Source organism: Helicobacter sp. MIT 05-5294, from assembly GCF_000765675.1.
GTDB lineage: Bacteria > Campylobacterota > Campylobacteria > Campylobacterales > Helicobacteraceae > Helicobacter_D.
Window position 1 is genome coordinate 1 of record NZ_JRPA02000009.1, and the last position, 19,849, is coordinate 19,849.

Below are 19,849 nucleotides of genomic sequence, written 5' to 3' on the forward strand. Positions count from 1 at the left end.
TTTATCAATATCACTTGGATATTTTTCCGCGCTGAAAATCTACAAGGCGCACTCAATCTACTCAAAGGAATGTTTGGGATTGTGTGGGTGGAGATGCCTAGAAAGGCTCATCACATGAAAGAGTTGTTGGAAAAGATTGAAGGTTCAAATGAGACGATTATTTTTATCTGTGCTGCCTTGTGTGTAGTATGGGTTTTAAATAGCATTCAAAGACTTGATTTATTTAAACCAACTTTAGGGAATGCTGTTATGGTAGTGATTCTTTTGATTGTGGCATTATTTAGTCTTGTTTCTACGCCTTATAGCGAATTTATCTATTTTAATTTTTAAGGGGGAGGGGAGTATGCTAACTTCAATTAAAAAACTTTGGAATGAAAATATTAGCGCCAAAGAGTTTATGAGTATAGGATTGTTGGGTGCATTGGTTATTGTCGGCATTGTTTGTGTGCTTTTATATCTCTATGATCCTATGCAAATTTTTCACAAACCATACTTCAGAAAATTGACTTTTCATCAGGATATGCGAATACAAGCAAAGGGGATTATTAAGCATTATGATTTTGATTCGTATATTATCGGCACTTCTATGCTAGAAAACACTTCGGCAAAGGAAGCGGGAGAAAAATTAGATGGCAAATGGGTGAATATTAGCCTAAGCGGAAGTATTTTTGAGGAAAGATCTGTTATTCTAGAATATTTATTTGCAAACAAATCACCTAAAAGTATTATCTATACGCTAGAACCTTATGCTATGTCAGACAAGATTATAGAAAATAAGGAGGCTATAAAAAGAACCGCTAAAGTTAGCTATCTTTATGACGATACAGAAATTGATGATATAAAAACTTATATGAACTATAAATTTATTTCTTGCGCTTTTTCTTGGAGTAATAGTAAAAAATGTATAGGAGAAAGTGATGATTTGGAAACACTTTTGCAATGGGGTTTAAGAGATGAATATAAGCGGCTATTTGGTGGATTTGAAAATTGGATAGAATATTCTCGTGATGATAAAGGTTTTGAATTGCTGAATCTTGAGGGTAAAATTACTCATTGGGATTTTGTTGGTGGAGTAGAAGTTGATAAACAAAAGCAAAATCTTACTAAAACACTTTTGAGGTTTATTGACAAAAATCCTAATACGCGCTTTTATCTTATAATTCCGACTTATTCAAGGTTTTTTTGGAGATTTAATATACAAAATGAAAAAGGTGTGTTTGCCGATGTTTTGTTTTATCAAAATAAAGAAGTATTCCAATGGTTTGTTAATGAGCTAGAAAAATACCCCAATGCCACACTTTATGGTTTTGATACTTTAGATTATGCAGATAATATTGCAAATTACAAAGATAGCACACACTATAATACCGATATGAATTCTATGCAGCTTGACGCGATAGCCAATAAAACACATATCATAACACCACAAAATGTGGAATCTTATTTTGAGATTATGAAACAAAAGATTTTAGATTATGATGTAAAATCACTAGTAGAAAGCGTTAAAGAGTTTTTGAAATAACCCTTTTATGTGGAATCCTAAAATCATATAAAGCCAAAAGCTTAAAGAGATTCCGCATTTTTGTGCTTTTTAGGATTTCTTTATTGTCAAAATTGTTTCCATTTAATAAAAAATGCAGGTTATTTTTACTATAATAATCCCCTTGTTTTAAATTTGCCCAAAAGATTGGGTTTTAGGAGTAGCAATGGAGCAAACATTATCCATTATCAAACCTGATGCAGTCAAAAAAAATGTCATTGGGAAAATCATTGATCGTTTTGAAAGCAATGGACTAAGAATCGCAGCGATGAAAAAAATCAGACTTAGCAAATGCGACGCGAAAGCATTTTATGCAGTGCATAAAGACCGCCCTTTCTTTGGTGAATTGGTAGATTTTATGGTAAGCGGACCGGTTGTAGTTATGGTGCTTGAGGGCTTAAACGCTGTTGCTAAAAATCGTGAGTTAATGGGTTCTACAAACCCAAAAGAAGCCGCACCCGGCACAATTCGCGCAGATTTTGCAGAGAGCATTGACGCAAACGCAGTGCATGGAAGCGATAGTTTAGAAAATGCTAAAAAAGAAATTGCATTTTTCTTCGCTACAAGGGAAATTTGCTAAGTAATGCACAAAGTTGCCTTTGCTAAAGTCTTTCAAACTTGCAAAAATGGAGATAAATTCCCATTTTGCGTTGAATCAGACGAGGCGAAGCTAGAGGGTGTTTTATCTTTTTCGTCTAATCATTCCAATCTGCTGAAGCTTGAGGGAATCTTGAGTGGCACAATCACGCTTATTTGTGATGTGAGCGGGGAAGAGTATGTGAAGACTTTAGAAGAGCCTTTAGAATTTTATTTAAGCGAAACGATTGTAAGTTTGGATAACGAGCATTTCGAAGAAATCGTAGAATGCGAAAATGGCGTGATTGATTTTAATGAAATTTTATGTGGCGAGTTAGAGATGATTCGTTGCGATTATCATACTAAAGATGAATTTAAGGAGTAACAAATGGCAGTACCAAAGAGACGCGTAAGCAAAACAAGAGCAGCAAAAAGAAGAACACATTATAAAGTTGCTTTGGCAGTTCCGGTAAAAGACAAAGACGGAACTTGGAAAATGCCTCATCGTGTAAATAAATTTACCGGAAAATATAAAAATAACTAATTTGGAATACCAAAAATGAAAATTGCCGTTGATGCAATGGGGGGAGATTTTGGCTCTTCTCCACTTGTGCAAGGTGCTTTACAAGCTTTAAAGGATCGTGATTTTACGCTTGTGCTTGTAGGGGATGAGCAAGTGATTGCTCCGCTCGTCCCTGCGGAATATAAGCAAAGAGTAGAGATTGTGCATTGCACAGATTTTATTACAATGGAAGAGGGCGCGACCTCTGCGCTCAAACGCAAAGAAAGCTCCATTTATGTTGCGATTGAAATGCTCAAGGCAAAGCAAGTTGATGCGGTGGTTTCAGCGGGACATAGTGGTGCGACAATGAGCCTTGCGACGCTAAAAATAGGGCGGTTAAAGGGCATTTCTCGTCCCGCGATTTGCACACTTATGCCAAGAATTGACGCGAGAAAAAGTCTCGTCGTTGATGCGGGAGCAAATGTGGATTGTAAGCCTGAAAATCTCTTTGAATTTGGAATTATGGGACATGAGTATGCAACTGCGATTCTGAATTATCCAAAGGCAAGAATTGGCTTGTTGGCAAATGGTGAAGAGGAGTGCAAGGGCAATGAGATGACAAAAGCCGCCTTTGAACTCCTAAAAAAGCACCCAAGTTTTATTGGAAATATTGAGGGCAATAATATCTTTGATTCCAATGTGGAAGTGATTGTGTGTGATGGGTTTGTCGGCAATGTCGTGTTGAAAACGAGTGAGGGCGTGGCGGATTCTATCGTGTTTTTGTTGCGAAAATACATCAAATCTTCCCCGATTGGAATCTTTGGTTCGCTGTTTATGAAAAATGTATTTAAAAAGCTTAAAAAGCAGATTGATTACGCAGAATACGGCGGTGCGCCATTACTTGGAGTAGATGGCAATGTGATTATTTGCCATGGCAAAAGCAATGCTAAGGCGATGAAAAATGCAGTTTTTCAGGCAATCTTGATGATACAAAATAATGTAAATGATAAGATTCTACACGCGCTAGAGCAATACAAGACAAACGAGGACTAATGGAAAAGCCAATCTATGCGACTTTAACTTCCATTGGCGCGTATGTCCCAAGCAGAATCGTTACTAATGAGGATTTGTCTAAAATTGTGGATACAAGCGATGAGTGGATTACGAAGCGTACAGGTATCAAAGAAAGGCGATTTGCAGAGGGAAACGAAGCGACGAGCGATTTAGCGACAAAAGCGGCGAGATTGGCACTCAAACGCGCGAATCTTGAAGCAAGTGAGATTGACGCAGTGATTGTAGCGACAATTTCTCCCGATTTTTTCTGTATGCCCTCAACCGCGTGTGTGGTGGCAAACAATTTAGGAATCCTTGATAAACCCGCTTTTGACATTGCCGCAGCTTGTAGTGGGTTTATTTATCTGCTTTCTCTTGCGAAGTCTTTTATAGAATCCAAAACTTACAAAAATATCCTCATTATCGGGGCGGAAAAAATTTCAAGCATTTTAGATATGCAAGACCGCAGCACTTGTGTTTTGTTTGGCGATGGGGCGGGAGCTGCTGTGATAAGTGCGACAGAGGATAAGAATCTAAGTGTGCTAGATGTGCGGTGTTCTTCTAATGGGCAATATCAGGAATTTTTGATGACTCCGGGTTGTGGTAGTCGCAATCCTGCAAGTGTGGAAATATTGCAAGAACGATTGCAATTTATTAAGATGAAAGGCAATGAGACTTTTAAAATCGCGGTGAAAACCCTAACAAAAGATGTCGTGGAGATTCTAGCCAAAAACAATCTTTCAAAAGATGATATTGATTTTTTTATCCCTCATCAAGCCAATTTGCGCATTATTTCCGCAGTAGGTGAGGCGTTGGGTTTCCCTAATGAAAAGGTTGCGTTGGTTGTGCAAAAATACGGCAACACTTCTGCGGCTTCGATTCCTATGGCAATTAATGATTTATATGAAAATGGTAAAATCCAATGCGGTTCAAGATTGCTTTTAGACGCCTTTGGTGGCGGTTTGACTTGGGGTTCTGCGATTCTAACTTTCAATGGCAAATAAGCCTCACTAAATTTCACATACTTTTTGCGTGTTTTGTTGTCTTTAGTCATTGCGAGAGATTCGTTAGAATCTCGTGGCGTGTGTGTTGCGTTAGCAACTCACCCACACTTGTAAATCTACGCTTTAATATCTCGCCATTGTAGAATCCAATTTATATTAAGATTGTGGATTGCTTCGTCCTCGCAATGACGGGTAAGTGGATTTTGCTATTTCTGTTATTGAGAGACTTCGCAGAAGTTGTAGTAATCCATAATGTAGGCTACTAGAGGATATAATAATGGAATCTCTAAAGCGAGATTCTGTATCATGGATTGCTTCACTGCGTTCGCAATGACGGCGGGTTGCTAACATTATGGATTGCCACGAGATTCTAACGAATCTCTCGCAATGACGATAAGCAACACGACACGCATTATAGAATCTTGCAATGACAAAAGGTAATGCCTTAAAGGCTTCTTGCAATGCGCAGTAGAACACCTTAGACTTCTTATAATGGTAGAATCGCAGAATGACAAATGGTAGAATCCGCCCTTGAATTATGGGCGAATTATCTTAAATATCAAAAAGGAGATTAAAATAAAATTTGGGTAGGCTAGGGATTCTAGCCTTTTATCCCATTAAACCACTTCTCTTAAGAGTGAAAGCAATTTTAAGCTACTTTCTTTAAGTATAAAGCAGTTTTCACTACTTTTCTTAAGAGTATAAAGCAACCTTAAACCACTCTCATTTCAGAGTGAAAGCAGTTTCAAACCACTTTCCTTTTTAAAATCAGTAAGCAGTTCTGTAAGTTACTTCTAATGATTATAAAACTAGAAGCAGTCTTAGTTGATTAGCTTCTTCTCCAACCTAGCCCATTGAAGAGCCGATTAGAGTAAAGCTAAAAGTAGATTAGAATTTATATTTAAGTCCTAAGTTACCACTTAAATAAGTTTCGTTTTTGTCATCTACTTTGTTTGCAAGGATTTGTTTCGCACCTACACCAAGTTGCAATGCCAAAGCTTCTGTAACTTCAATGTTTGCACCCAATACAAGTTGTCCATAAGTGCGTTTTTTGTCATCACCTGCGATTGTATAAGTCGTATCAGAGCCTGCAAATCTGGCAACATAATCATCACCATTATTGACAAGATATTGTTCAATCTTTGGTGTAGCATAGATATAAGAGTTATTAGAGAAGTATTTTCTCAACTCTAGTCCAATATCTGCGCTAAATGAGTTGTTGCTCATAGAATGAACATGTTGTCCAAATGTGCCACTTTCTGTATAATCATCAATAGTGCTGTAATAGTAGTTTAATCCCACAAATGGTTTGAGATACAAGCCATTTTCAAATCCAATGACTTTACCTACATTTCCACTTAAACCAAAGAATTTGCTATCAAAGTCTGCAGTGCTTGTGCCTGCTGCGCCATTGTGTCTGTATTGGTCAATAGAACCAAATTGTCCAAATCCTTTAAGTCCAATTTCCCAATCTTGTGGCAATTTGATAAGAGAATAAAGTCCGATTTGGAAGTTATCAGATTCTTGTTTTAGCAAGTCGTCTTTAAGGTCAGAATCTGCATAGGTGAAGTATGCACCAAGCAAGAAGTTATCTGTTACATTACCATCAACCCCTAGAGTGATTCCATAGACTCCGCCATTGTTGCCATCAATGATATTCGCACCACCAAAAGCATTTGCCCATACACTTGCAGTGTAGTTTTCATAGTAAGGATAGTTTGCATCACTTCCAATAGCTGCTAACTTTTGGCTATAAGGATTGTTTGCTTTTGCGATTCTGCCACCTAGAGCCATATCGTTAGAAACATTCATCACGCTTAATGCGGAAGTAGAAGCGTTAGAAAAGGTAGATGCGCTGCGTCCTGCGTCTCTTGTGTCGCGGAAGAAGCGGTTGTGAGTGATGACATTGAGTTTGTCATTATCATTGATAGAAGTTGAACGCGCCAAAGAAGCTAGGATTCCTAAACCTTCGCTTGTATTGCCTGTGTTTGATACTGCGATAGAAGTGTTGCGCAAATCATCAATACCAGCAGGAGTTAAAAGTGCAGTCATAAGGTTATTATTAATAGGGTTACCATTTGCATCTTCTCTTGTATCTAAAACTCTAAATAAGACATTTTGAGCTATTCCAGCGTTATTTGCGCCTACTAATGCAACCAAATTTGCGCGAAGTTTTTCAGAATCACTTGCGTTTGCAGCTAAAGAACTTGTTGCTTCAGTGTAAGCCTTTTGTCTAGCGTCAAGCTCTGCATAAGCTGCTTTGAGGTTTGCTTCTTGTGATTTTGCAGTATTTAGAGATTCTGTTTGTGTTGCTACGATTCCTTGTTGGGTCGCAATCGCTGTATTTGCAGTGTCAATCGCAGCTTGTGCAGTCGCTTTCTCTGCGTCTGTGGTCGCTTCGGCAAGTGCTTTTTGTGCATTGGCTAAGTCGGTTTGTGCTGTTTTTAGTGCCGCGTTTGCTGTGTTAATCGCACCTTCTGCAGTAGAGATTGCAGTAGTTGTAGTTGTGATTTCTGTATTGATAGAATTGAGCGCGTTTGTGATAGCGGTATTTTCATTGCCTGCAATCTCTGTGATTGAGTTTGCAATCGCTGTGGTGATTTGCGCTTGAGTTGAATCTTTGCTTACATCAAAGCTAGTCCAATCAGAAGTTACAATGATAGACAATGTTTTGTCATTATTACTAAGTCCTAATCCATAGTTAAAGGTTGGGCTTGAGTTAAGAGTAGTTGAACCATTTGTAATATTTGTATCCTCTAGGCTTGTTCCTGCTAGTAGATTAGGATTGCTTAGCAAAGAGCTGATTTTTCTATCATAAGGGTTTGTTACGGAGATTCCACCTAAGAATGTGTTAGCCGCAGTTGCATTTGCTGCTGTATCTGTTTTTAGCTCATCAGCTGCTGTTGCGCCTTTCCAAAACCCACCTTGTGCGTTTGCAATCACAACATCATCAGCAAGTTGTCTTTTGGTTGTTGTGTAGCTGATTGTGTTATTACCTGCTAAAGTGAATTTACCATCCGTGAATTTACCTTGTGCGTCTTTGGTATGCTGTTGAACATTAATTAAACCACTATCAAAGAAATCAAATGCAGTTGTGTTATTTGCGGTAAGATTACCTTTAACATTGATTACACCATTGTTTCCAAGAGAGAATTTACCGCTGTCTGAACTAACATTGCCTGTAATGTCTAGTGTCGCACTATCGGCAAAAATCTCGCCATTATTTGTAACATTACCTGTGATAGAAGAGTTTTTTCCAATGCCAAGTATCCCATTAGTGGCAGCGATGGTTGTGTCTCCTACGAGTTTCACGCCATAGAAAAGATCATTGTCTTGAGCGTTTTGATAGACTCCAAGTTCTCCATTAACATTGATTGTGCCGGTTACTCCGTCAGCGTCGGTTGTATCAATTGTGATAGAGTTGATAGGAAGTGTCGTCGCAGGTGTATCAGGTGTCGCAGGAACTACGATAGGCGCAGGACTCCAAGTGCTAGAACTAATATCTACGCCATTATTTGTTCCTTTGGTAGTGTTGTTTTTGTTTGTCCAATTGCCATTGTTGTTTGAAAATTCTGCTTGGAATTTTGTATTATCATCAACGGCAACTTGTGCTGCAAAGGTCGCGGTGCTAGTCAAAGCTACCACACCAAATCCAACAAGCGCGCGGCTTGCTACAATAGAAAGTTTCGTCATTTTGACTCCTTAAATTTTAAAATAAATTTAAGTCAAAATAATACCCCCCCCCCCCCTTAAAAGTCAATTAATTGATTACCAAAATTTTGGAAATTCCTGAAAATTTTAATATTTTAAGTTTAATTTAAGGTATTTAATGGGCAAGAATGTGTGGGAGTGTGTAGAAATGGAATCTTTAGGGCGGATTGGCAAGTCGTCATTGCGAGATTTCACAATGCGTGTCGTGTTGCTTATCGTCATTGCGAAAATTGCAATGCGGACGCTTTGGCGCACCCTTTTGTCATTGCGAGGAACAAACGAAGTGAGAGACGCGGCAATCCACAATCATGCACAAAGTGGATTCTAAAAAGGCGAGATTTAAGACTATGGGTTGCCACAGATTCCTAGCGGAATCTTCGCAATGACGCAGTAGCGTAATTTTTATTCATTAAAAATGCAATAGGAAACAACAATGCAAACTCTCGCAATGACGGCGGGGAAAGCTTTGAAACCCATTTACGATGACGCGTAGGTGAATCGCAGGTTGGTTTGGATTATGTGGCTTTGGCGACTAATCTCGCGACAAGTGCTAAGGAAGAGTTGGAATCTTTGGTGCGCTTAATTAAGGTTTCTTCATAAAATAAAATTTCCAAATCCAAAAAAGCGCGTAAAAGCTCGTTTTTGTGCAACAAATGCGCCGAATCACTTGCAAAGGCATTTTGGGATTGCTTTTCGCTTTTGGCAAAGGTTTCAAAGATTAGAATCCCACCCTTTTTCAAGCCTTTGGCGATAGAGGGAAACAAACGCCTTTCCAAAAAATAGCTGTTGCAAATCACATCGTAGTGGTTTGGTGGAATGCTAAAGCAATCCAAATCCACGCATAATGCTTTAATATTGGATTCGTTTTGCAAAGAGGCAATCGCAAAGTCTGATATATCTACACTCTCCACATAGAATCCGCAATCTCGCATAAAGCGTGAATTGCGCCCCATACCACAAGCCAAATCCAAAGCTTTAGCGTTTTTGGGTGGTTTGGGAATGTATTGCGTTAGAAGTTGTAGAGGTTCGCTAGGTGCGGGATTCTCTTTGTATTTGAGATTCCATTTGGTTTGGTCGCTTTGCATTAGTCGCAATATCTTTTAAGAATCTCTTGATAAGAATCAATGCGCCTATCACGCAAAAAGGGCCAGATTCTGCGCACTTCTTCGCTTCTTTGTTTGTCCCATTCAAAGTATAAAATCTCTTCTTTTTCAATGCTTCCAAGCGCGAGTAGTTCGCCTTGTGCGCCATAGGCGAAGCTAGAACCCCAAAAGCGTATGCCCTCCATTACACCGCTTTTGTCGCTTTCAAATCCTACGCGGTTGATTGTGGCAACAGGGATTCCATTGGCTACGCTATGTCCGCGTTGCACCGCCATCCAAGCTTCTCTTTGGCGTTCCTTTTCGTCTGCTTTGTCGCTATCAAACCAACCAATCGCAGTAGGATAAATCAGAATCTCCGCACCCTTTAACGCCATAATTCGCGCCGCTTCAGGATACCATTGGTCCCAACAAACCAACACGCCAAGCTTCCCTAAACTCGTTTCAATGGGAGTAAAATTCAAATCCCCGGGAGTGAAATAAAACTTCTCATAGAATCCCGGGTCGTCTGGAATGTGCATTTTGCGGTATTTCCCGACAATGCTTCCATCGCGTTCAAAAACTACTGCGGTATTGTGATAAAGCCCCGCGCTTCGGCGTTCAAAAAGCGAGGTTACAAGCACGATTTTGTTGCTTTTGGCGAGTTGGCTAAAATACTCACAATCCGCTTCAAAGCCGAGCGCATAATCAAAAAAATCCACATTCTCACTTTGGCAAAAGTATTCGCTCGTGTGAAGCTCTTGTAGTAAAACCAACTGCGCCCCATTTTGCGCGGATTCCTTTATCATTTGCGCACTTGTTTGTTGTGTTGCGGGTTTGCTACCTTTGTAGGCTTGTTGGATTAGGGCTACTTTGATTTTGGATTCCATTTTGCGCTCCTTTGGTGGGTTTAGTAATCTTCGTCTTCGTAGTCGCTATCATCGCTACCATAATCATCTTCATCGTATAAAAACTTGTCGCTGTCTTCATAATTTGAATCGTAGCCGTCGTATTCTTCGTCTTCAAACTCTTCGCATTCTTCTTCGCCATCAAACGCTTTTGAAAAAATTTGCATTGTTAATCCTTTTGTAAAATAATTTTAATAGCTTCACTTGCAAGGCGCAATCCAAAACTTGCAGTTACTCCGCTAAAACTTCCAAGCTCTTTGCATTTTGGCTCTTCGGGGCTAAATGCCACCATAAAGCTTCCTTTGAATCCTTGCTTTTTAAGCCCCTCACGCAGTTTTCTAGCGAATTTATCGCCATAGCTTTTCCAAATGGGCGCGAATTGGATTTGCGAGGGGTCTAGCTTTTTAGCACTTCCTGTGGAAGAAAGCAAAATAGGCTTTGTGGAATCGTCTTTGTGATTGGAGATTTTAAGGGCTAGTGCGATTTTGGCATCAATATCATCAATCGCGTCTAGCACAATATCATAGGGGCTAAAATCAAAGCTATCAATGAAATCTTTTGTAACTTTAGAATCCAATGCGACGATTCCTTTGTATGTCTCTGCTAAAACCTCTACTTTCTTGCGCCCGATTCCCTCTAAAGAACCGATTTGGCGGTTTTGGTTGCTTTCTTCAAAAGAATCAAAATCTATAATGCAAATCTCACCGATTCCTGTGCGATAAAGGCAATCAAGTGCGAATCCTCCAACGCCTCCCACGCCGAGTATTAGAATCTTCGCGTTTTGGAGCTTTTGGAATCCCTTTTCTTTGAACAATGGCAAAGTCCTAGCAAAACATTTTTTCATTTGGTTTCTTGCCTTTTTGGATTTGGTTTGAGATTTTATTGTAATTGCGAATATTAGCATAAAATTTTGTAATTTCATCTCTTAATGCAATCTAACGCAAAGCAAAAGTGGATTTTTGTTTTGGATTATGGATTGCCACGATTTAGCTCAATGCAGAATCTCGCAATGACGCAATGGCAACAAGCTACAACGCGCATTATAAAATCCCACAATGGTGCAGCAGAGGAATTGCGGGTTATTTGGATTCTTACTCTTTTAGCTTCTTTTGTGCCCAACTTTCCAAAGTGCGCAAACGATTCCTCGCGGTGAAATCCAACGAAATAGGCGTGATAGAAACATAACCCTTTTGAATCGCATCAAAGTCTGAAATCTCGCCATTCTCACGCTCTTGCCAAGCAAGTGGGTGAAGCCCGAGCCAATAATATTCTTCTCCGCGCGGATTGCGATGCACATGCGCGTCATTGCCATAAGTTCTGATTCCTAATTCGGTGATTTGGAATCCTTTGCAATCTTTGGGGTGGAGTTGCGGGATATTGACATTTAAAAATTCACGCGCTTGTAGGGGATAGGAATCCTCTAAAATCGCTTTGGCGATTCTGTAAATGCTTGTCTTTGCCAAGTCAAAATCAAATCCAAAGTAATTTTTGTCTTGCAAGACTTGTGAGATTGCGATTGAGGGAATCCCGTGTAATACGCCCTCCATTGCCGCACTTGCTGTGCCTGAATAGCTAACATCTTCTCCCATATTTGAGCCAATATTAATGCCACTTACAATTAAATCGGGCATAAATCCCTCTTGGTAAAGTGCGTTTAGAGAGAGATAAATGCAGTCTGTGGGGCTTCCGTCTTCTAGTTTATAAAAATCATCTTCTAGTTTGACAAAGCGCAGAGGGCGCGTCAAAGTCATTCCATGTCCACAGGCGGATTTTTCACTTGCTGGAGCGACGATTACGAGATGTCCAAGCTCACTTAAAGCGTCCTTTAGTGCGAGGAGACCCGGGGATTGATAGCCGTCATCATTGGTGAGCAAAATGCGTTTCACAGAGATTCCTTATAATGCGAAATAAGGGCTTAAAAGCTCGTTTAAAAGCTTGTTTGCCTTTGGGTGGAGTGCTTTGAGCTGCAAATGAATAGAATCTATCATTGCTTTGGCTTCTTTTTTCGCATTTTCTAAGCCTAGTAAATTAACATAGCTGTTTTTTGCCGAATCTTGATGTGTGGGCTTTCCAGCTTCTTGTTCGCTTTGTGTCGCGTCAATTATATCGTCTCGGATTTGGAAAAACAACCCCAAATCTAGCCCTAATTGATAGAGTTTTTTGCAGGTTTTTTTATCGCATTCTGCGAGGATTCCGCCCATTTGCAAACTTGCTGCAATCAGCTTTGCGGTTTTGTTTAGATGAATCGTGCGCAATTTTTTGAGCGGTAATTGTTGGTTTTCAAAATAACAATCTAACGCTTGTCCTAGCACCATACCATAGATTCCACCATTGCAGCTTAAGGCTTGAATCAATTTCACTTTGATTTTTGGCTTTAGCTTAGCTTTGGTGATGAGATAAAAACTTTGGGTATTTAGCCCATCGCCGATGAGAATCGCGCCCACTTCGTCGTATTTTGCGTGTAAAGTCGGGTGTCCTCTACGCAAGGGCGCATTATCCATCGCAGGTAAATCATCGTGGATTAGGGAGTAAGTGTGCAGAATCTCTAGTGCAAGAGCAGGGGCAAAGGCTTTTTCTAGCATTTTAGGTTTATAACCCGCCACGACGCTTAAAAGCAGTTTGGGGCGGAATCGTTTGCCGCCATTTAGCACCATTTCCCAAAGTGCGGTTTCAAAATAAGGGTGAAAACTAGCGACTTTTGGGGCTTGTTTGATACAATAATGTTCAAATCTATCAAAGACTAAAGGCATTAGATTCATTGAGAAGTCCTTGTATGAGGCTATCTTGCGTTTTTTGGGATTCTTTTTGATTGACATTGATAAAAAACTGAAAATCATCACGCGAAATAAGCCATTTTTGCATTTTGTCAGGATATTGTCCTAGTAGGCGGATAATCGCGTCATATCCTTGTGGCACAGCTTGTTGATTGACGCGCAGGACTTTATCGCCCACTTTTAAACGCTCAAAGCCATTTTTGGCATAAGGCGCAACGCGTGTAATGACGAAGTTGCTATCTACTTCAATGCCTACGCGCCCTAAAAAATCTTCTTTCAAAAGCATTCCTCCGCGTCTTTTATCCACATAGGCTTGTAACTCCATTACAACGCCCTTGCGTGAGATACGCACAGGGACGATTTCACCTTCTTTTAAATCAAAAACAACACGATTAAAATGCGCGACATTTGGAATCGCCTCGCCATTAATCATCATAATAATATCGCCATAAGCAAAGGGATTCGCGCGGAAAAAGGGGTCAATGAGATTGACTTCCACTCTATCATCGCTGTTTTGGAAGACGCGCACCCCAATATCACCATAATGCACGGAATCACTAAGAATAAAGCGGTCTAAATAAGCCTTTTCTATAAACTCATTTTTTCCGATTCCGATTCCATAAATATGGTCGCAAACCGTGCTAATGAGGCTGTTTTGGAAAGTTGGCGTATTGAGCGTGGCATAATTAATGGGGCTTTGCATACGCGTTGCGATTTTGCCACTTACTCCATCGTGAGGGAGAATGCTTGCCATTTCATCTTCTAGGATTTCTTTGTTGATAGTGCGCAAAGAAATTGGCAATAATTCAGTTTTGGATTCCAATAAATACATACCGATGAAAGGGTCGTGTTTAAGGATTTTGTAGCCTTTTGGTGTGGATTTTGGAGAATACACAAACAAAGCAACTTTAGAGGGCGTAAGATTGTTTTGAGAATCTTGCGCAGAATCCCCTAAACGCTTGATTGCGATTCCATAAGTATTGCCTACGCGCTCCATAGAAAGCATTGCCTTTTGCCTACAAGCTTCAAAATCATAAGCAATCAGCGGCAAACTGAAAAATAAGATTCCATACCCAAGCCAATAAAGTTTTTTAAATCCAACTGCCAACATTATAACCCCTTAAACGGAAAATCTCCCAAATTTCCAAGCATTTCCATCGCCATATTTTTGCGGCTTTGTTCAATGTTTTTGAGAGTATCATTAAACGCGCTCATTAGCAAGATTTGTAGAGATTCTTTATCTTCTAGCAAAGAATCGTCAAGACTTACATCAATCACTTCACCCTCGCCATTTGCGGTAATGCTTACTAATCCCCCACCACTTTTTGCGGTGAAAGTTAGGTTTTTGTTTTCTTCTTGTGCGGCTTTGAGTTTGTCTTGTAAATCGCCGAGTGTTTTAGCGAGTTCTTGTGGGTCAAACATTTTTTAACTCCTTCTTAATTGCGATGATTTGGTTTTTTTCATCAACTAATACGACTTTTGGTTCATAAGTTTTCAGCTCTTCTTTGCTATAAGAAGCATAAGCCATTACGATGATTTTATCGCCTACTTGCACTTTGCGCGCAGCTGCTCCATTAAGGCACATATCGCCTTTGTCGCCTTCAATCACATAAGTTGAAAATCGTTCGCCATTGTTGATATTGACAATATCTACCTTTTGCCCCTCTCTAAGTCCAGCAGCGACTAAAAGCTCCTTGTCAATGGTGATTGAGCCTACATAGTTGAGGTTGGCATCACTGACACTTGCGCGGTGAATTTTGCTATATAACATTGTGAGATTCAATGAAGTATCCTTAAAAAGTTTAAAGTCCAAAAACTTAAAAATTCTTTTGCTTTTTAGGAATTTTAACACATTTTATTCAAAATCAAGAATCTTTTGTTTGAAATTTTTGGATTCTTTATGTTTTTAGGGATTCTACTACTGCGTCATTGCGAGTGAGTGGAACGAACGCGAGAATCAATAATCTTGAATCTCGCCGTTATAGAATCCTTTTTTGTTTAAAGTTATGGACTGCCACGAATGCTTACGCATTCTTGCAATGACGGCGGATAATGCTTTTAGGCTTTTTGCAATGACGCAAACGATACTTAATGACTTCTTGCGAGGGTGCAAGGTAACGCCCAATCGCCTCCCAAAATAACAAGGGTGGAATCTTGGCAAAGATTCTGCTATAAATCCAAAAGCGTATAAGTGGGGGCGACTTCGCGCACTTTTTGTGCGCCTTTTAGGGATTCAAGATTTAAAATAAAGCAAGATTCTACGCATTTTGCCCCCGCTTGTTTGATGAGGTTCACCGCAGCGACTGCTGTGCCTCCTGTGGCGATTAAATCATCAACTAGTAGCACATTGGGGACGGATTGGTTGGAAGTTTTGAATGCGTCAAGATGGATTTCAATCTCGCTAAACCCATACTCTAAAGCGTATTTTTCAGAGATTGTTGTAGCGGGGAGTTTGCCTTTTTTACGAATCGGAACGAATCCCACTCCTAGTGCGTAAGCCAAAGTCGCCCCAAAAATAAAGCCACGACTTTCAATCCCGGCAACAAAATCAATTTGCAAAGTTTCATAGTGGCTTTTGAGATGATTGATGAGCATTTCAAAGGCTTTTTTGTTGTTTAAAAGTGTAGTAATGTCGTAAAATAAGATTCCTTGCTGTGGATAGTCTGGAATCGTGCGGATTGAATCTAGTAGGAATTTTTTTTGTTCTTGATTTAGCATTTGCATTTTTGTCCTTAAAAAAGCTGTTTGTGGAATCTTAACGCGTTTTTGTGTTTTGTGTCAAGATTTTGTGCTTTTGTCGGAGAGAAAAATTTAATCACAAGTAGAAGTTTGCTACAATTTTAGATAAATATTCTTCAAGGATAGAAGCGTTTATGCAGAAAATAGGGAAAGTCAAGAATCTTTTGCGGGTTGGTTTAGTTCTAGGTTTTTTAAGCACGAATCTCTTTGCATTTGCAACTCCACCCATTAGCCGACAAGTGATTTTGAAGCATATTTTTGCGCCGACACTTTTTAGCGTTTATAGCAAGGATTATGGAATGCTTTATTGCCAACTCTATGGCGTGGCAGGTGTCAGCAAAAGCTTTTCAAGCGAGACTTGCGAAGTGAGCCAAAGGGCGGTTAAAGAAATGCGGCATTTTGCGATGCAATACACACGCAATAAGATTTTTTTGGAAGAGCAGTATCGTTTGGGTTATACAAAGGGTTGGTGTTTTTTGCAACGCGGAGGGAATCTTTTTAATGCGGAACTCGTGCGTGATGGTTATGCAGTCGTGCAATATTTTGATATTGGAGAATCCGCAGTATTAGCGGATTTAGAAGTGCTTGAGAGTATCGCTAAGGCTGAAAAGCGTGGGTTGTGGAAAGAATGGGAGAAAGAAATGGACTGCCTTAAGCGCACTTTGCAAGAAATAGCCAAAGAAACCCTAGATAATCTAGCCGAGCAAGAGGGCGAAAACTGATTTATAAAAGCGCGTGTTTTGCTTGATTTTGGATATAATGCAAAGAGATTTGAAGAAAATTTTGAGAATGAATGAGGGTTTAGGATTTAAATGCTTTTAACGACTTTGTATATCATAGGAATCACCGCAGAGGGAATGAGTGGGGCATTAGCAGCAGGGCGGCATAATATGGATTGGTTTGGTGTGGTGTTTATCGCGTGTGTAACGGCTATTGGTGGGGGTTCAATCCGCGATGTGCTTTTTGGGCATTATCCGCTCACTTGGGTGGCGCACCCCGAATATCTAGCCCTTGTGTGTTTTGCTGCGATTTTGACGACGAAGATTCCGTATTTTGTGGGTAGGTTTGAACGCACTTTTTTGGTTTTGGACGCAATGGGACTTGCAGTTTTTAGTGTGATTGGGGCGCGGGTTGGGTTGGATTTGCACCCAAGTGGCGCGATGGCAGTAACGGGTGCGGTGATTACAGGCGTTTTTGGTGGGATATTGCGGGATATTTTTTGTGCGAGGATTCCGCTTGTATTTCAAAAAGAGCTTTATGCAAGTATTTCGTTGCTTGTAGGGAGTTTGTATGTGGTTTGTGATTTTGTGAGTGTGCGGTATTTTGAGATAAATCAGAATCTTATTATTATTGTTTGCCTATTCGTTGGTTTTGTCGCGCGTTTGGTTGCGATTCGCTATCATTTGGGGTTGCCGACTTTTAGATACACACCAAAGAAATAGGCGGCTAAGGTTTTTGCGATGAGGTTTTAACCCACGATTCTGCTATTTCTGTCATTGCGCAAGGCGTTACAACAAAGCAATCCATAATGTTGCACAAGGTGGATTTACAAAGGCGAGATGGCGAGATTCTGTAATGCGCACTGCGTTGCTTGTCGTCATTGCGGGTTGCCATTGTGCCATTGCGAGACAAAGCGCACACTGCTTAGCGGTTTGCCCACACTTGCAAATCTATAATGTTGATTTCAAGGAAATAATGCGATGGAATCTCTAAAACGAGATTCAAGATTATAGATTGTCGCGAATGCTTACGCATTCTCGCAATGATGCAGGGCGGTTCTAGCGTCATTATAATCTTTTGGCGATAAAAAGAGTGCAGACATTTGCCGAAAATGCTTTTGTAAAAAGAGGAGAAAAGCCTACTTCGCGCAATTCTTCGTTGAGTTTCTCTGCGGTTAAAAACTCTTCAATAGAATCGGGCAAATAACGATATGCGCGGTAGTTTTTGGATACGATTCCGCCGACAAAAGGCAAAATGTTTTTGGTATAAAATCCCATTAGCCGCTCTAAGAGTGAGGGATTCTCGCATTTGGTGAATTCCAAAATCACGAGGATTCCACCCACGCGAATTACACGCGCAAACTCTTCTAAAGCGCGTTTCCGCTCTACAACATTGCGGATTCCATAAGCAATACTGATAATATCCCTACTTGCGCTTTCTAAAGGTAATTTTGTCGCCTCGCATTGCACAAATTCAATCTGCGGAAGTTTCTTGCGTGCGACATTTAGCATACCTTCGCTTGGGTCTAGTCCTATAATGCTTTCTATGCACACATTTTTGCGCATTGCGTTTTTTTGCCAATGGCTTATCATATCGCCTGTTCCACACGCAATATCAGCGATTTGAAGGCTTTTAAGCCGCTCTTGTGGGAGGTTTTCAAAGGCAATCTCACACGCTTTTTTCCTCCACGCAATGTCTATCCCGCAGCTCATTACGCGGTTTGCTAAATCATAGCTTCCCGCAATATCATCAAACATTGCGATGATTTCTTGTTGTTTCTCTTGCATTTTTAGGATTCCTTATACGGGGTTGTGGAATCTAATGGTGCAGAGTTTTGCAAAGCGGCTAAAGCGCAATTCCACCACGCTTCAATACTTGCAATTTGCGCCTTTGTCGCCTCTGTGGAAGTGCCACCATAGGAATTGCGACTATTCATAGATTTTTCTAAATCTAAGCTTTGGTGCGCGGTTTGTGGGATTAAAGAATCCACACTACAAAGCTCTTCCACGCTTAGTTCGCTTAAGTCTTTGCCTAAGGATTCCGCGTAAGCTACGGCTTTGCCCGTGATATGGTGTGCTTCTCTAAAGGGGATATTGCAATTTTGCACTAAAAAGTCCGCAAGGTCTGTCGCACTTAAATGTCCCCTCTTACAAGCTTTGAGCATAGAATCTGTGTGGATACTCATCGTCTTTAGTGTATCTTTTAGGATTCTTAAGCTTAGTTCTAAAGTTTCAAAACTATCAAACACACCCTCTTTGTCCTCTTGCGTGTCTTTGTTGTAGGCAAGTGGTAAGCCTTTCATTACAACCAAAAGTGAGAGGAGATTGCCATACACGCGTCCGCTTTTGCCACGCAGAAGCTCGGGGACATCGGGATTCTTTTTTTGTGGCATAATGGAGCTTCCTGTGGAATACGCATCACTTAATGTGATGAATCTAAACTCATAGCTGCTCCATAGCACGAGTTCTTCGGCAAGTCTTGAGATGTGCATCGCAATCATACTACACTCATATAAGAAGTCTAGTGCGAAATCTCTATCACTCACGGAATCTGTCGCATTTAAGGTCGGCGCAGTAAACCCTAATGCTTTGGCGGTGAAAAATCTATCGGTAGCATAAGGCGTCCCTGCAAGCGCCGCCGCGCCAAGCGGGCAGAAATTATTGCGTTTGTAGGAGGATTCTAATCTTTCAAAGTCGCGCATAAACATATTTGCATAAGCGCACATTAAAAAGCCAAAATTCACGGGTTGGGCGTGTTGTAAGTGGGTCATTCCGGGCAATATGCTTTGCGTGTGGGGCTTTGCGATTTCTAGGAGTGTGGCGATAAGCTCTAAAAGAAGTGCGCGTAAGTTGCGGTTGGAATCTAGCACAAAAAGCCTAAAATCAAGTGCGACTTGGTCGTTACGACTGCGCGCGGTGTGGAGTTTTTTGCCGACTTCCCCGATAAGCTGTGTGAGGCGTTTTTCAACCGCCATATGAATATCCTCATCACTTAGGACAAACTCAAAACTTCCTTGCTCTATTTCGCTTTTGATTTGTTCTAGTCCGACGCAAATTTTTTGCGCTTCTTCGTGCGTTAGGATTCCGCAATGTGCTAACATTTTGGCGTGAGTTTGTGAGCCTAAAATATCTTGTTTGTAGAGTTTTTTATCAAAAGGCAAAGAAGCGTTGAATTTATCTAAAATTTCCGCCGCACCTTGTCCGAATCGTCCGCCCCAAAGTTTTTTGTTTTCCATAGTTTTTG

Annotated in this window: 26 protein-coding genes and 1 pseudogene; 10 read left to right on the top strand and 17 right to left on the bottom strand. The window is 40.4% G+C overall.

Annotation, left to right across the window (positions count from 1 at the left end):
• The 7 genes and pseudogenes from LS69_RS10420 to LS69_RS05725 all read left to right on the top strand — a co-directional run.
• A pseudogene (locus LS69_RS10420) lies at positions 1–330 on the top strand (MBOAT family protein); the annotation flags it as partial.
• 13 nt (positions 331–343) lie between these two features.
• Positions 344–1,522, top strand: coding sequence for a hypothetical protein (locus LS69_RS05700; RefSeq protein ID WP_138123040.1), 1,179 nt, complete (start codon positions 344–346; stop codon positions 1,520–1,522).
• A 184-nt stretch (positions 1,523–1,706) separates the two neighbouring features.
• Positions 1,707–2,120 carry a nucleoside-diphosphate kinase gene (ndk, locus tag LS69_RS05705; protein WP_138123042.1) on the top strand — a complete coding sequence of 138 codons (414 nt, stop codon included), beginning with the start codon at positions 1,707–1,709 and terminating at the stop codon, positions 2,118–2,120.
• Between the two features lie 3 nt (positions 2,121–2,123).
• Positions 2,124–2,501 carry a hypothetical protein gene (locus tag LS69_RS05710; RefSeq protein WP_138123044.1) on the top strand — a complete coding sequence of 126 codons (378 nt, stop codon included), beginning with the start codon at positions 2,124–2,126 and terminating at the stop codon, positions 2,499–2,501.
• A 3-nt stretch (positions 2,502–2,504) separates the two neighbouring features.
• Positions 2,505–2,660 (top strand): 50S ribosomal protein L32, encoded by a 156-nt coding sequence (rpmF, locus tag LS69_RS05715; protein WP_138123046.1) that lies wholly within the window; start codon positions 2,505–2,507, stop codon positions 2,658–2,660.
• Between the two features lie 15 nt (positions 2,661–2,675).
• Entirely contained in the window at positions 2,676–3,671 is a 996-nt protein-coding gene (gene plsX, locus LS69_RS05720; protein WP_138123048.1) for a phosphate acyltransferase PlsX, read from the top strand.
• On the top strand, positions 3,671–4,675 hold the full coding sequence (locus LS69_RS05725; protein ID WP_138123050.1) for a beta-ketoacyl-ACP synthase III: 1,005 nt from the start codon (positions 3,671–3,673) through the stop codon (positions 4,673–4,675). Before plsX ends, LS69_RS05725 begins: the two co-directional genes overlap by 1 nt.
• Before the next feature lie 156 nt (positions 4,676–4,831).
• On the opposite strand, the gene LS69_RS05730 is transcribed toward LS69_RS05725, so the two are convergent.
• Both LS69_RS05730 and LS69_RS10830 read right to left on the bottom strand, forming a co-directional pair.
• A complete protein-coding gene (locus LS69_RS05730) occupies positions 4,832–5,152 on the bottom strand; it encodes a hypothetical protein (RefSeq protein WP_138123052.1) in 321 nt (106 codons plus the stop codon).
• Positions 5,153–5,563: 411 nt separating this feature from the next.
• Positions 5,564–8,368, bottom strand: coding sequence for an autotransporter domain-containing protein (locus tag LS69_RS10830; RefSeq protein ID WP_238699185.1), 2,805 nt, complete (start codon positions 8,366–8,368; stop codon positions 5,564–5,566).
• Positions 8,369–8,504: 136 nt separating this feature from the next.
• Between LS69_RS10830 and LS69_RS05740 the strand changes: the two genes are divergently transcribed.
• Positions 8,505–8,714 (top strand): hypothetical protein, encoded by a 210-nt coding sequence (locus LS69_RS05740; RefSeq protein WP_138123054.1) that lies wholly within the window; start codon positions 8,505–8,507, stop codon positions 8,712–8,714.
• 187 nt (positions 8,715–8,901) lie between these two features.
• On the opposite strand, the gene LS69_RS05745 is transcribed toward LS69_RS05740, so the two are convergent.
• The 11 genes from LS69_RS05745 to apt form a co-directional block, all read right to left on the bottom strand.
• Entirely contained in the window at positions 8,902–9,471 is a 570-nt protein-coding gene (locus LS69_RS05745) for a class I SAM-dependent methyltransferase (RefSeq protein ID WP_138123056.1), read from the bottom strand.
• Positions 9,471–10,355, bottom strand: coding sequence for a carbon-nitrogen hydrolase (locus LS69_RS05750; RefSeq protein WP_138123058.1), 885 nt, complete (start codon positions 10,353–10,355; stop codon positions 9,471–9,473). Before LS69_RS05750 ends, LS69_RS05745 begins: the two co-directional genes overlap by 1 nt.
• Positions 10,356–10,375: 20 nt before the next feature.
• Entirely contained in the window at positions 10,376–10,540 is a 165-nt protein-coding gene (locus tag LS69_RS10425) for a hypothetical protein (protein WP_194145436.1), read from the bottom strand.
• A gap of 2 nt (positions 10,541–10,542) precedes the next feature.
• A complete protein-coding gene (locus tag LS69_RS05755) occupies positions 10,543–11,217 on the bottom strand; it encodes a ThiF family adenylyltransferase (RefSeq protein ID WP_138123060.1) in 675 nt (224 codons plus the stop codon).
• A 247-nt stretch (positions 11,218–11,464) separates the two neighbouring features.
• Positions 11,465–12,259, bottom strand: coding sequence for a 5'/3'-nucleotidase SurE (gene surE, locus LS69_RS05760; RefSeq protein ID WP_138123062.1), 795 nt, complete (start codon positions 12,257–12,259; stop codon positions 11,465–11,467).
• 9 nt (positions 12,260–12,268) lie between these two features.
• On the bottom strand, positions 12,269–13,132 hold the full coding sequence (locus LS69_RS05765) for a polyprenyl synthetase family protein (RefSeq protein WP_138123064.1): 864 nt from the start codon (positions 13,130–13,132) through the stop codon (positions 12,269–12,271).
• Positions 13,107–14,258: a PDZ domain-containing protein gene (locus LS69_RS05770; RefSeq protein ID WP_138123066.1), complete on the bottom strand. Its 1,152-nt coding sequence runs from the start codon at positions 14,256–14,258 to the stop codon at positions 13,107–13,109. The genes LS69_RS05765 and LS69_RS05770 overlap by 26 nt, the downstream gene beginning before the upstream one ends.
• Positions 14,258–14,569: a YbaB/EbfC family nucleoid-associated protein gene (locus LS69_RS05775; RefSeq protein WP_138123068.1), complete on the bottom strand. Its 312-nt coding sequence runs from the start codon at positions 14,567–14,569 to the stop codon at positions 14,258–14,260. Before LS69_RS05775 ends, LS69_RS05770 begins: the two co-directional genes overlap by 1 nt.
• Positions 14,562–14,930, bottom strand: coding sequence for an aspartate 1-decarboxylase (panD, locus tag LS69_RS05780; RefSeq protein WP_138123070.1), 369 nt, complete (start codon positions 14,928–14,930; stop codon positions 14,562–14,564). The genes LS69_RS05775 and panD overlap by 8 nt, the downstream gene beginning before the upstream one ends.
• A gap of 174 nt (positions 14,931–15,104) precedes the next feature.
• Positions 15,105–15,308, bottom strand: coding sequence for a hypothetical protein (locus LS69_RS05785; RefSeq protein ID WP_138123072.1), 204 nt, complete (start codon positions 15,306–15,308; stop codon positions 15,105–15,107).
• An 8-nt stretch (positions 15,309–15,316) separates the two neighbouring features.
• Complete coding sequence (apt, locus tag LS69_RS05790; protein WP_138123074.1) at positions 15,317–15,871, bottom strand: adenine phosphoribosyltransferase; 555 nt, start codon at positions 15,869–15,871, stop codon at positions 15,317–15,319.
• Between the two features lie 149 nt (positions 15,872–16,020).
• On the opposite strand from apt, the gene LS69_RS05795 reads away from it, so the two are divergent.
• Positions 16,021–16,608 (top strand): thermonuclease family protein, encoded by a 588-nt coding sequence (locus tag LS69_RS05795; protein WP_138123076.1) that lies wholly within the window; start codon positions 16,021–16,023, stop codon positions 16,606–16,608.
• Positions 16,609–16,698: 90 nt separating this feature from the next.
• Positions 16,699–17,328, top strand: coding sequence for a trimeric intracellular cation channel family protein (locus LS69_RS05800; protein WP_138123078.1), 630 nt, complete (start codon positions 16,699–16,701; stop codon positions 17,326–17,328).
• 4 nt (positions 17,329–17,332) lie between these two features.
• Here the strand turns inward: LS69_RS05800 and LS69_RS10430 are convergent, their stop codons facing one another.
• Genes LS69_RS10430 through argH form a run of 4 tightly spaced genes read right to left on the bottom strand, consistent with a single transcriptional unit; the run spans position 17,333 to position 19,841 of the window.
• The gene (locus LS69_RS10430) at positions 17,333–17,500 is read right to left on the bottom strand and encodes a hypothetical protein (protein ID WP_194145437.1); all 168 of its coding nucleotides are present in this window, start codon (positions 17,498–17,500) and stop codon (positions 17,333–17,335) included.
• A 30-nt stretch (positions 17,501–17,530) separates the two neighbouring features.
• Positions 17,531–17,674, bottom strand: coding sequence for a hypothetical protein (locus LS69_RS10435; protein WP_194145438.1), 144 nt, complete (start codon positions 17,672–17,674; stop codon positions 17,531–17,533).
• Positions 17,674–18,393: a bifunctional demethylmenaquinone methyltransferase/2-methoxy-6-polyprenyl-1,4-benzoquinol methylase UbiE gene (gene ubiE / locus LS69_RS05805; RefSeq protein WP_138123080.1), complete on the bottom strand. Its 720-nt coding sequence runs from the start codon at positions 18,391–18,393 to the stop codon at positions 17,674–17,676. Before ubiE ends, LS69_RS10435 begins: the two co-directional genes overlap by 1 nt.
• 2 nt (positions 18,394–18,395) lie before the next feature.
• Positions 18,396–19,841, bottom strand: a complete 1,446-nt coding sequence (gene argH / locus LS69_RS05810; RefSeq protein ID WP_138123082.1) for an argininosuccinate lyase — start codon at positions 19,839–19,841, stop codon at positions 18,396–18,398.
• Positions 19,842–19,849 lie beyond the last annotated feature (8 nt).

What these genes read in the sequence shown, in the direction of transcription:
- LS69_RS05700 (WP_138123040.1), top strand. Translation starts at nt 344, where the DNA reads ATGCTAACTTCAATTAAAAAACTTTGGAATGAAAATATTAGCGCCAAA.
- LS69_RS05725 (WP_138123050.1), top strand. Translation starts at nt 3,671, where the DNA reads ATGGAAAAGCCAATCTATGCGACTTTAACTTCCATTGGCGCGTATGTC.
- LS69_RS10430 (WP_194145437.1), bottom strand. Translation starts at nt 17,500, where the DNA reads ATGGCAACCCGCAATGACGACAAGCAACGCAGTGCGCATTACAGAATC.
- argH (WP_138123082.1), bottom strand. Translation starts at nt 19,841, where the DNA reads ATGGAAAACAAAAAACTTTGGGGCGGACGATTCGGACAAGGTGCGGCG.
- LS69_RS05740 (WP_138123054.1), top strand. Translation starts at nt 8,505, where the DNA reads ATGGGCAAGAATGTGTGGGAGTGTGTAGAAATGGAATCTTTAGGGCGG.
- LS69_RS05745 (WP_138123056.1), bottom strand. Translation starts at nt 9,471, where the DNA reads ATGCAAAGCGACCAAACCAAATGGAATCTCAAATACAAAGAGAATCCC.
- LS69_RS05755 (WP_138123060.1), bottom strand. Translation starts at nt 11,217, where the DNA reads ATGAAAAAATGTTTTGCTAGGACTTTGCCATTGTTCAAAGAAAAGGGA.
- LS69_RS05765 (WP_138123064.1), bottom strand. Translation starts at nt 13,132, where the DNA reads ATGAATCTAATGCCTTTAGTCTTTGATAGATTTGAACATTATTGTATC.
- LS69_RS05750 (WP_138123058.1), bottom strand. Translation starts at nt 10,355, where the DNA reads ATGGAATCCAAAATCAAAGTAGCCCTAATCCAACAAGCCTACAAAGGT.
- LS69_RS05710 (WP_138123044.1), top strand. Translation starts at nt 2,124, where the DNA reads ATGCACAAAGTTGCCTTTGCTAAAGTCTTTCAAACTTGCAAAAATGGA.
- LS69_RS10830 (WP_238699185.1), bottom strand. Translation starts at nt 8,368, where the DNA reads ATGACGAAACTTTCTATTGTAGCAAGCCGCGCGCTTGTTGGATTTGGT.
- LS69_RS10435 (WP_194145438.1), bottom strand. Translation starts at nt 17,674, where the DNA reads ATGACGCTAGAACCGCCCTGCATCATTGCGAGAATGCGTAAGCATTCG.
- rpmF (WP_138123046.1), top strand. Translation starts at nt 2,505, where the DNA reads ATGGCAGTACCAAAGAGACGCGTAAGCAAAACAAGAGCAGCAAAAAGA.
- LS69_RS05775 (WP_138123068.1), bottom strand. Translation starts at nt 14,569, where the DNA reads ATGTTTGACCCACAAGAACTCGCTAAAACACTCGGCGATTTACAAGAC.
- ndk (WP_138123042.1), top strand. Translation starts at nt 1,707, where the DNA reads ATGGAGCAAACATTATCCATTATCAAACCTGATGCAGTCAAAAAAAAT.
- ubiE (WP_138123080.1), bottom strand. Translation starts at nt 18,393, where the DNA reads ATGCAAGAGAAACAACAAGAAATCATCGCAATGTTTGATGATATTGCG.
- LS69_RS05795 (WP_138123076.1), top strand. Translation starts at nt 16,021, where the DNA reads ATGCAGAAAATAGGGAAAGTCAAGAATCTTTTGCGGGTTGGTTTAGTT.
- apt (WP_138123074.1), bottom strand. Translation starts at nt 15,871, where the DNA reads ATGCAAATGCTAAATCAAGAACAAAAAAAATTCCTACTAGATTCAATC.
- LS69_RS10425 (WP_194145436.1), bottom strand. Translation starts at nt 10,540, where the DNA reads ATGCAAATTTTTTCAAAAGCGTTTGATGGCGAAGAAGAATGCGAAGAG.
- plsX (WP_138123048.1), top strand. Translation starts at nt 2,676, where the DNA reads ATGAAAATTGCCGTTGATGCAATGGGGGGAGATTTTGGCTCTTCTCCA.
- LS69_RS05800 (WP_138123078.1), top strand. Translation starts at nt 16,699, where the DNA reads ATGCTTTTAACGACTTTGTATATCATAGGAATCACCGCAGAGGGAATG.
- LS69_RS05770 (WP_138123066.1), bottom strand. Translation starts at nt 14,258, where the DNA reads ATGTTGGCAGTTGGATTTAAAAAACTTTATTGGCTTGGGTATGGAATC.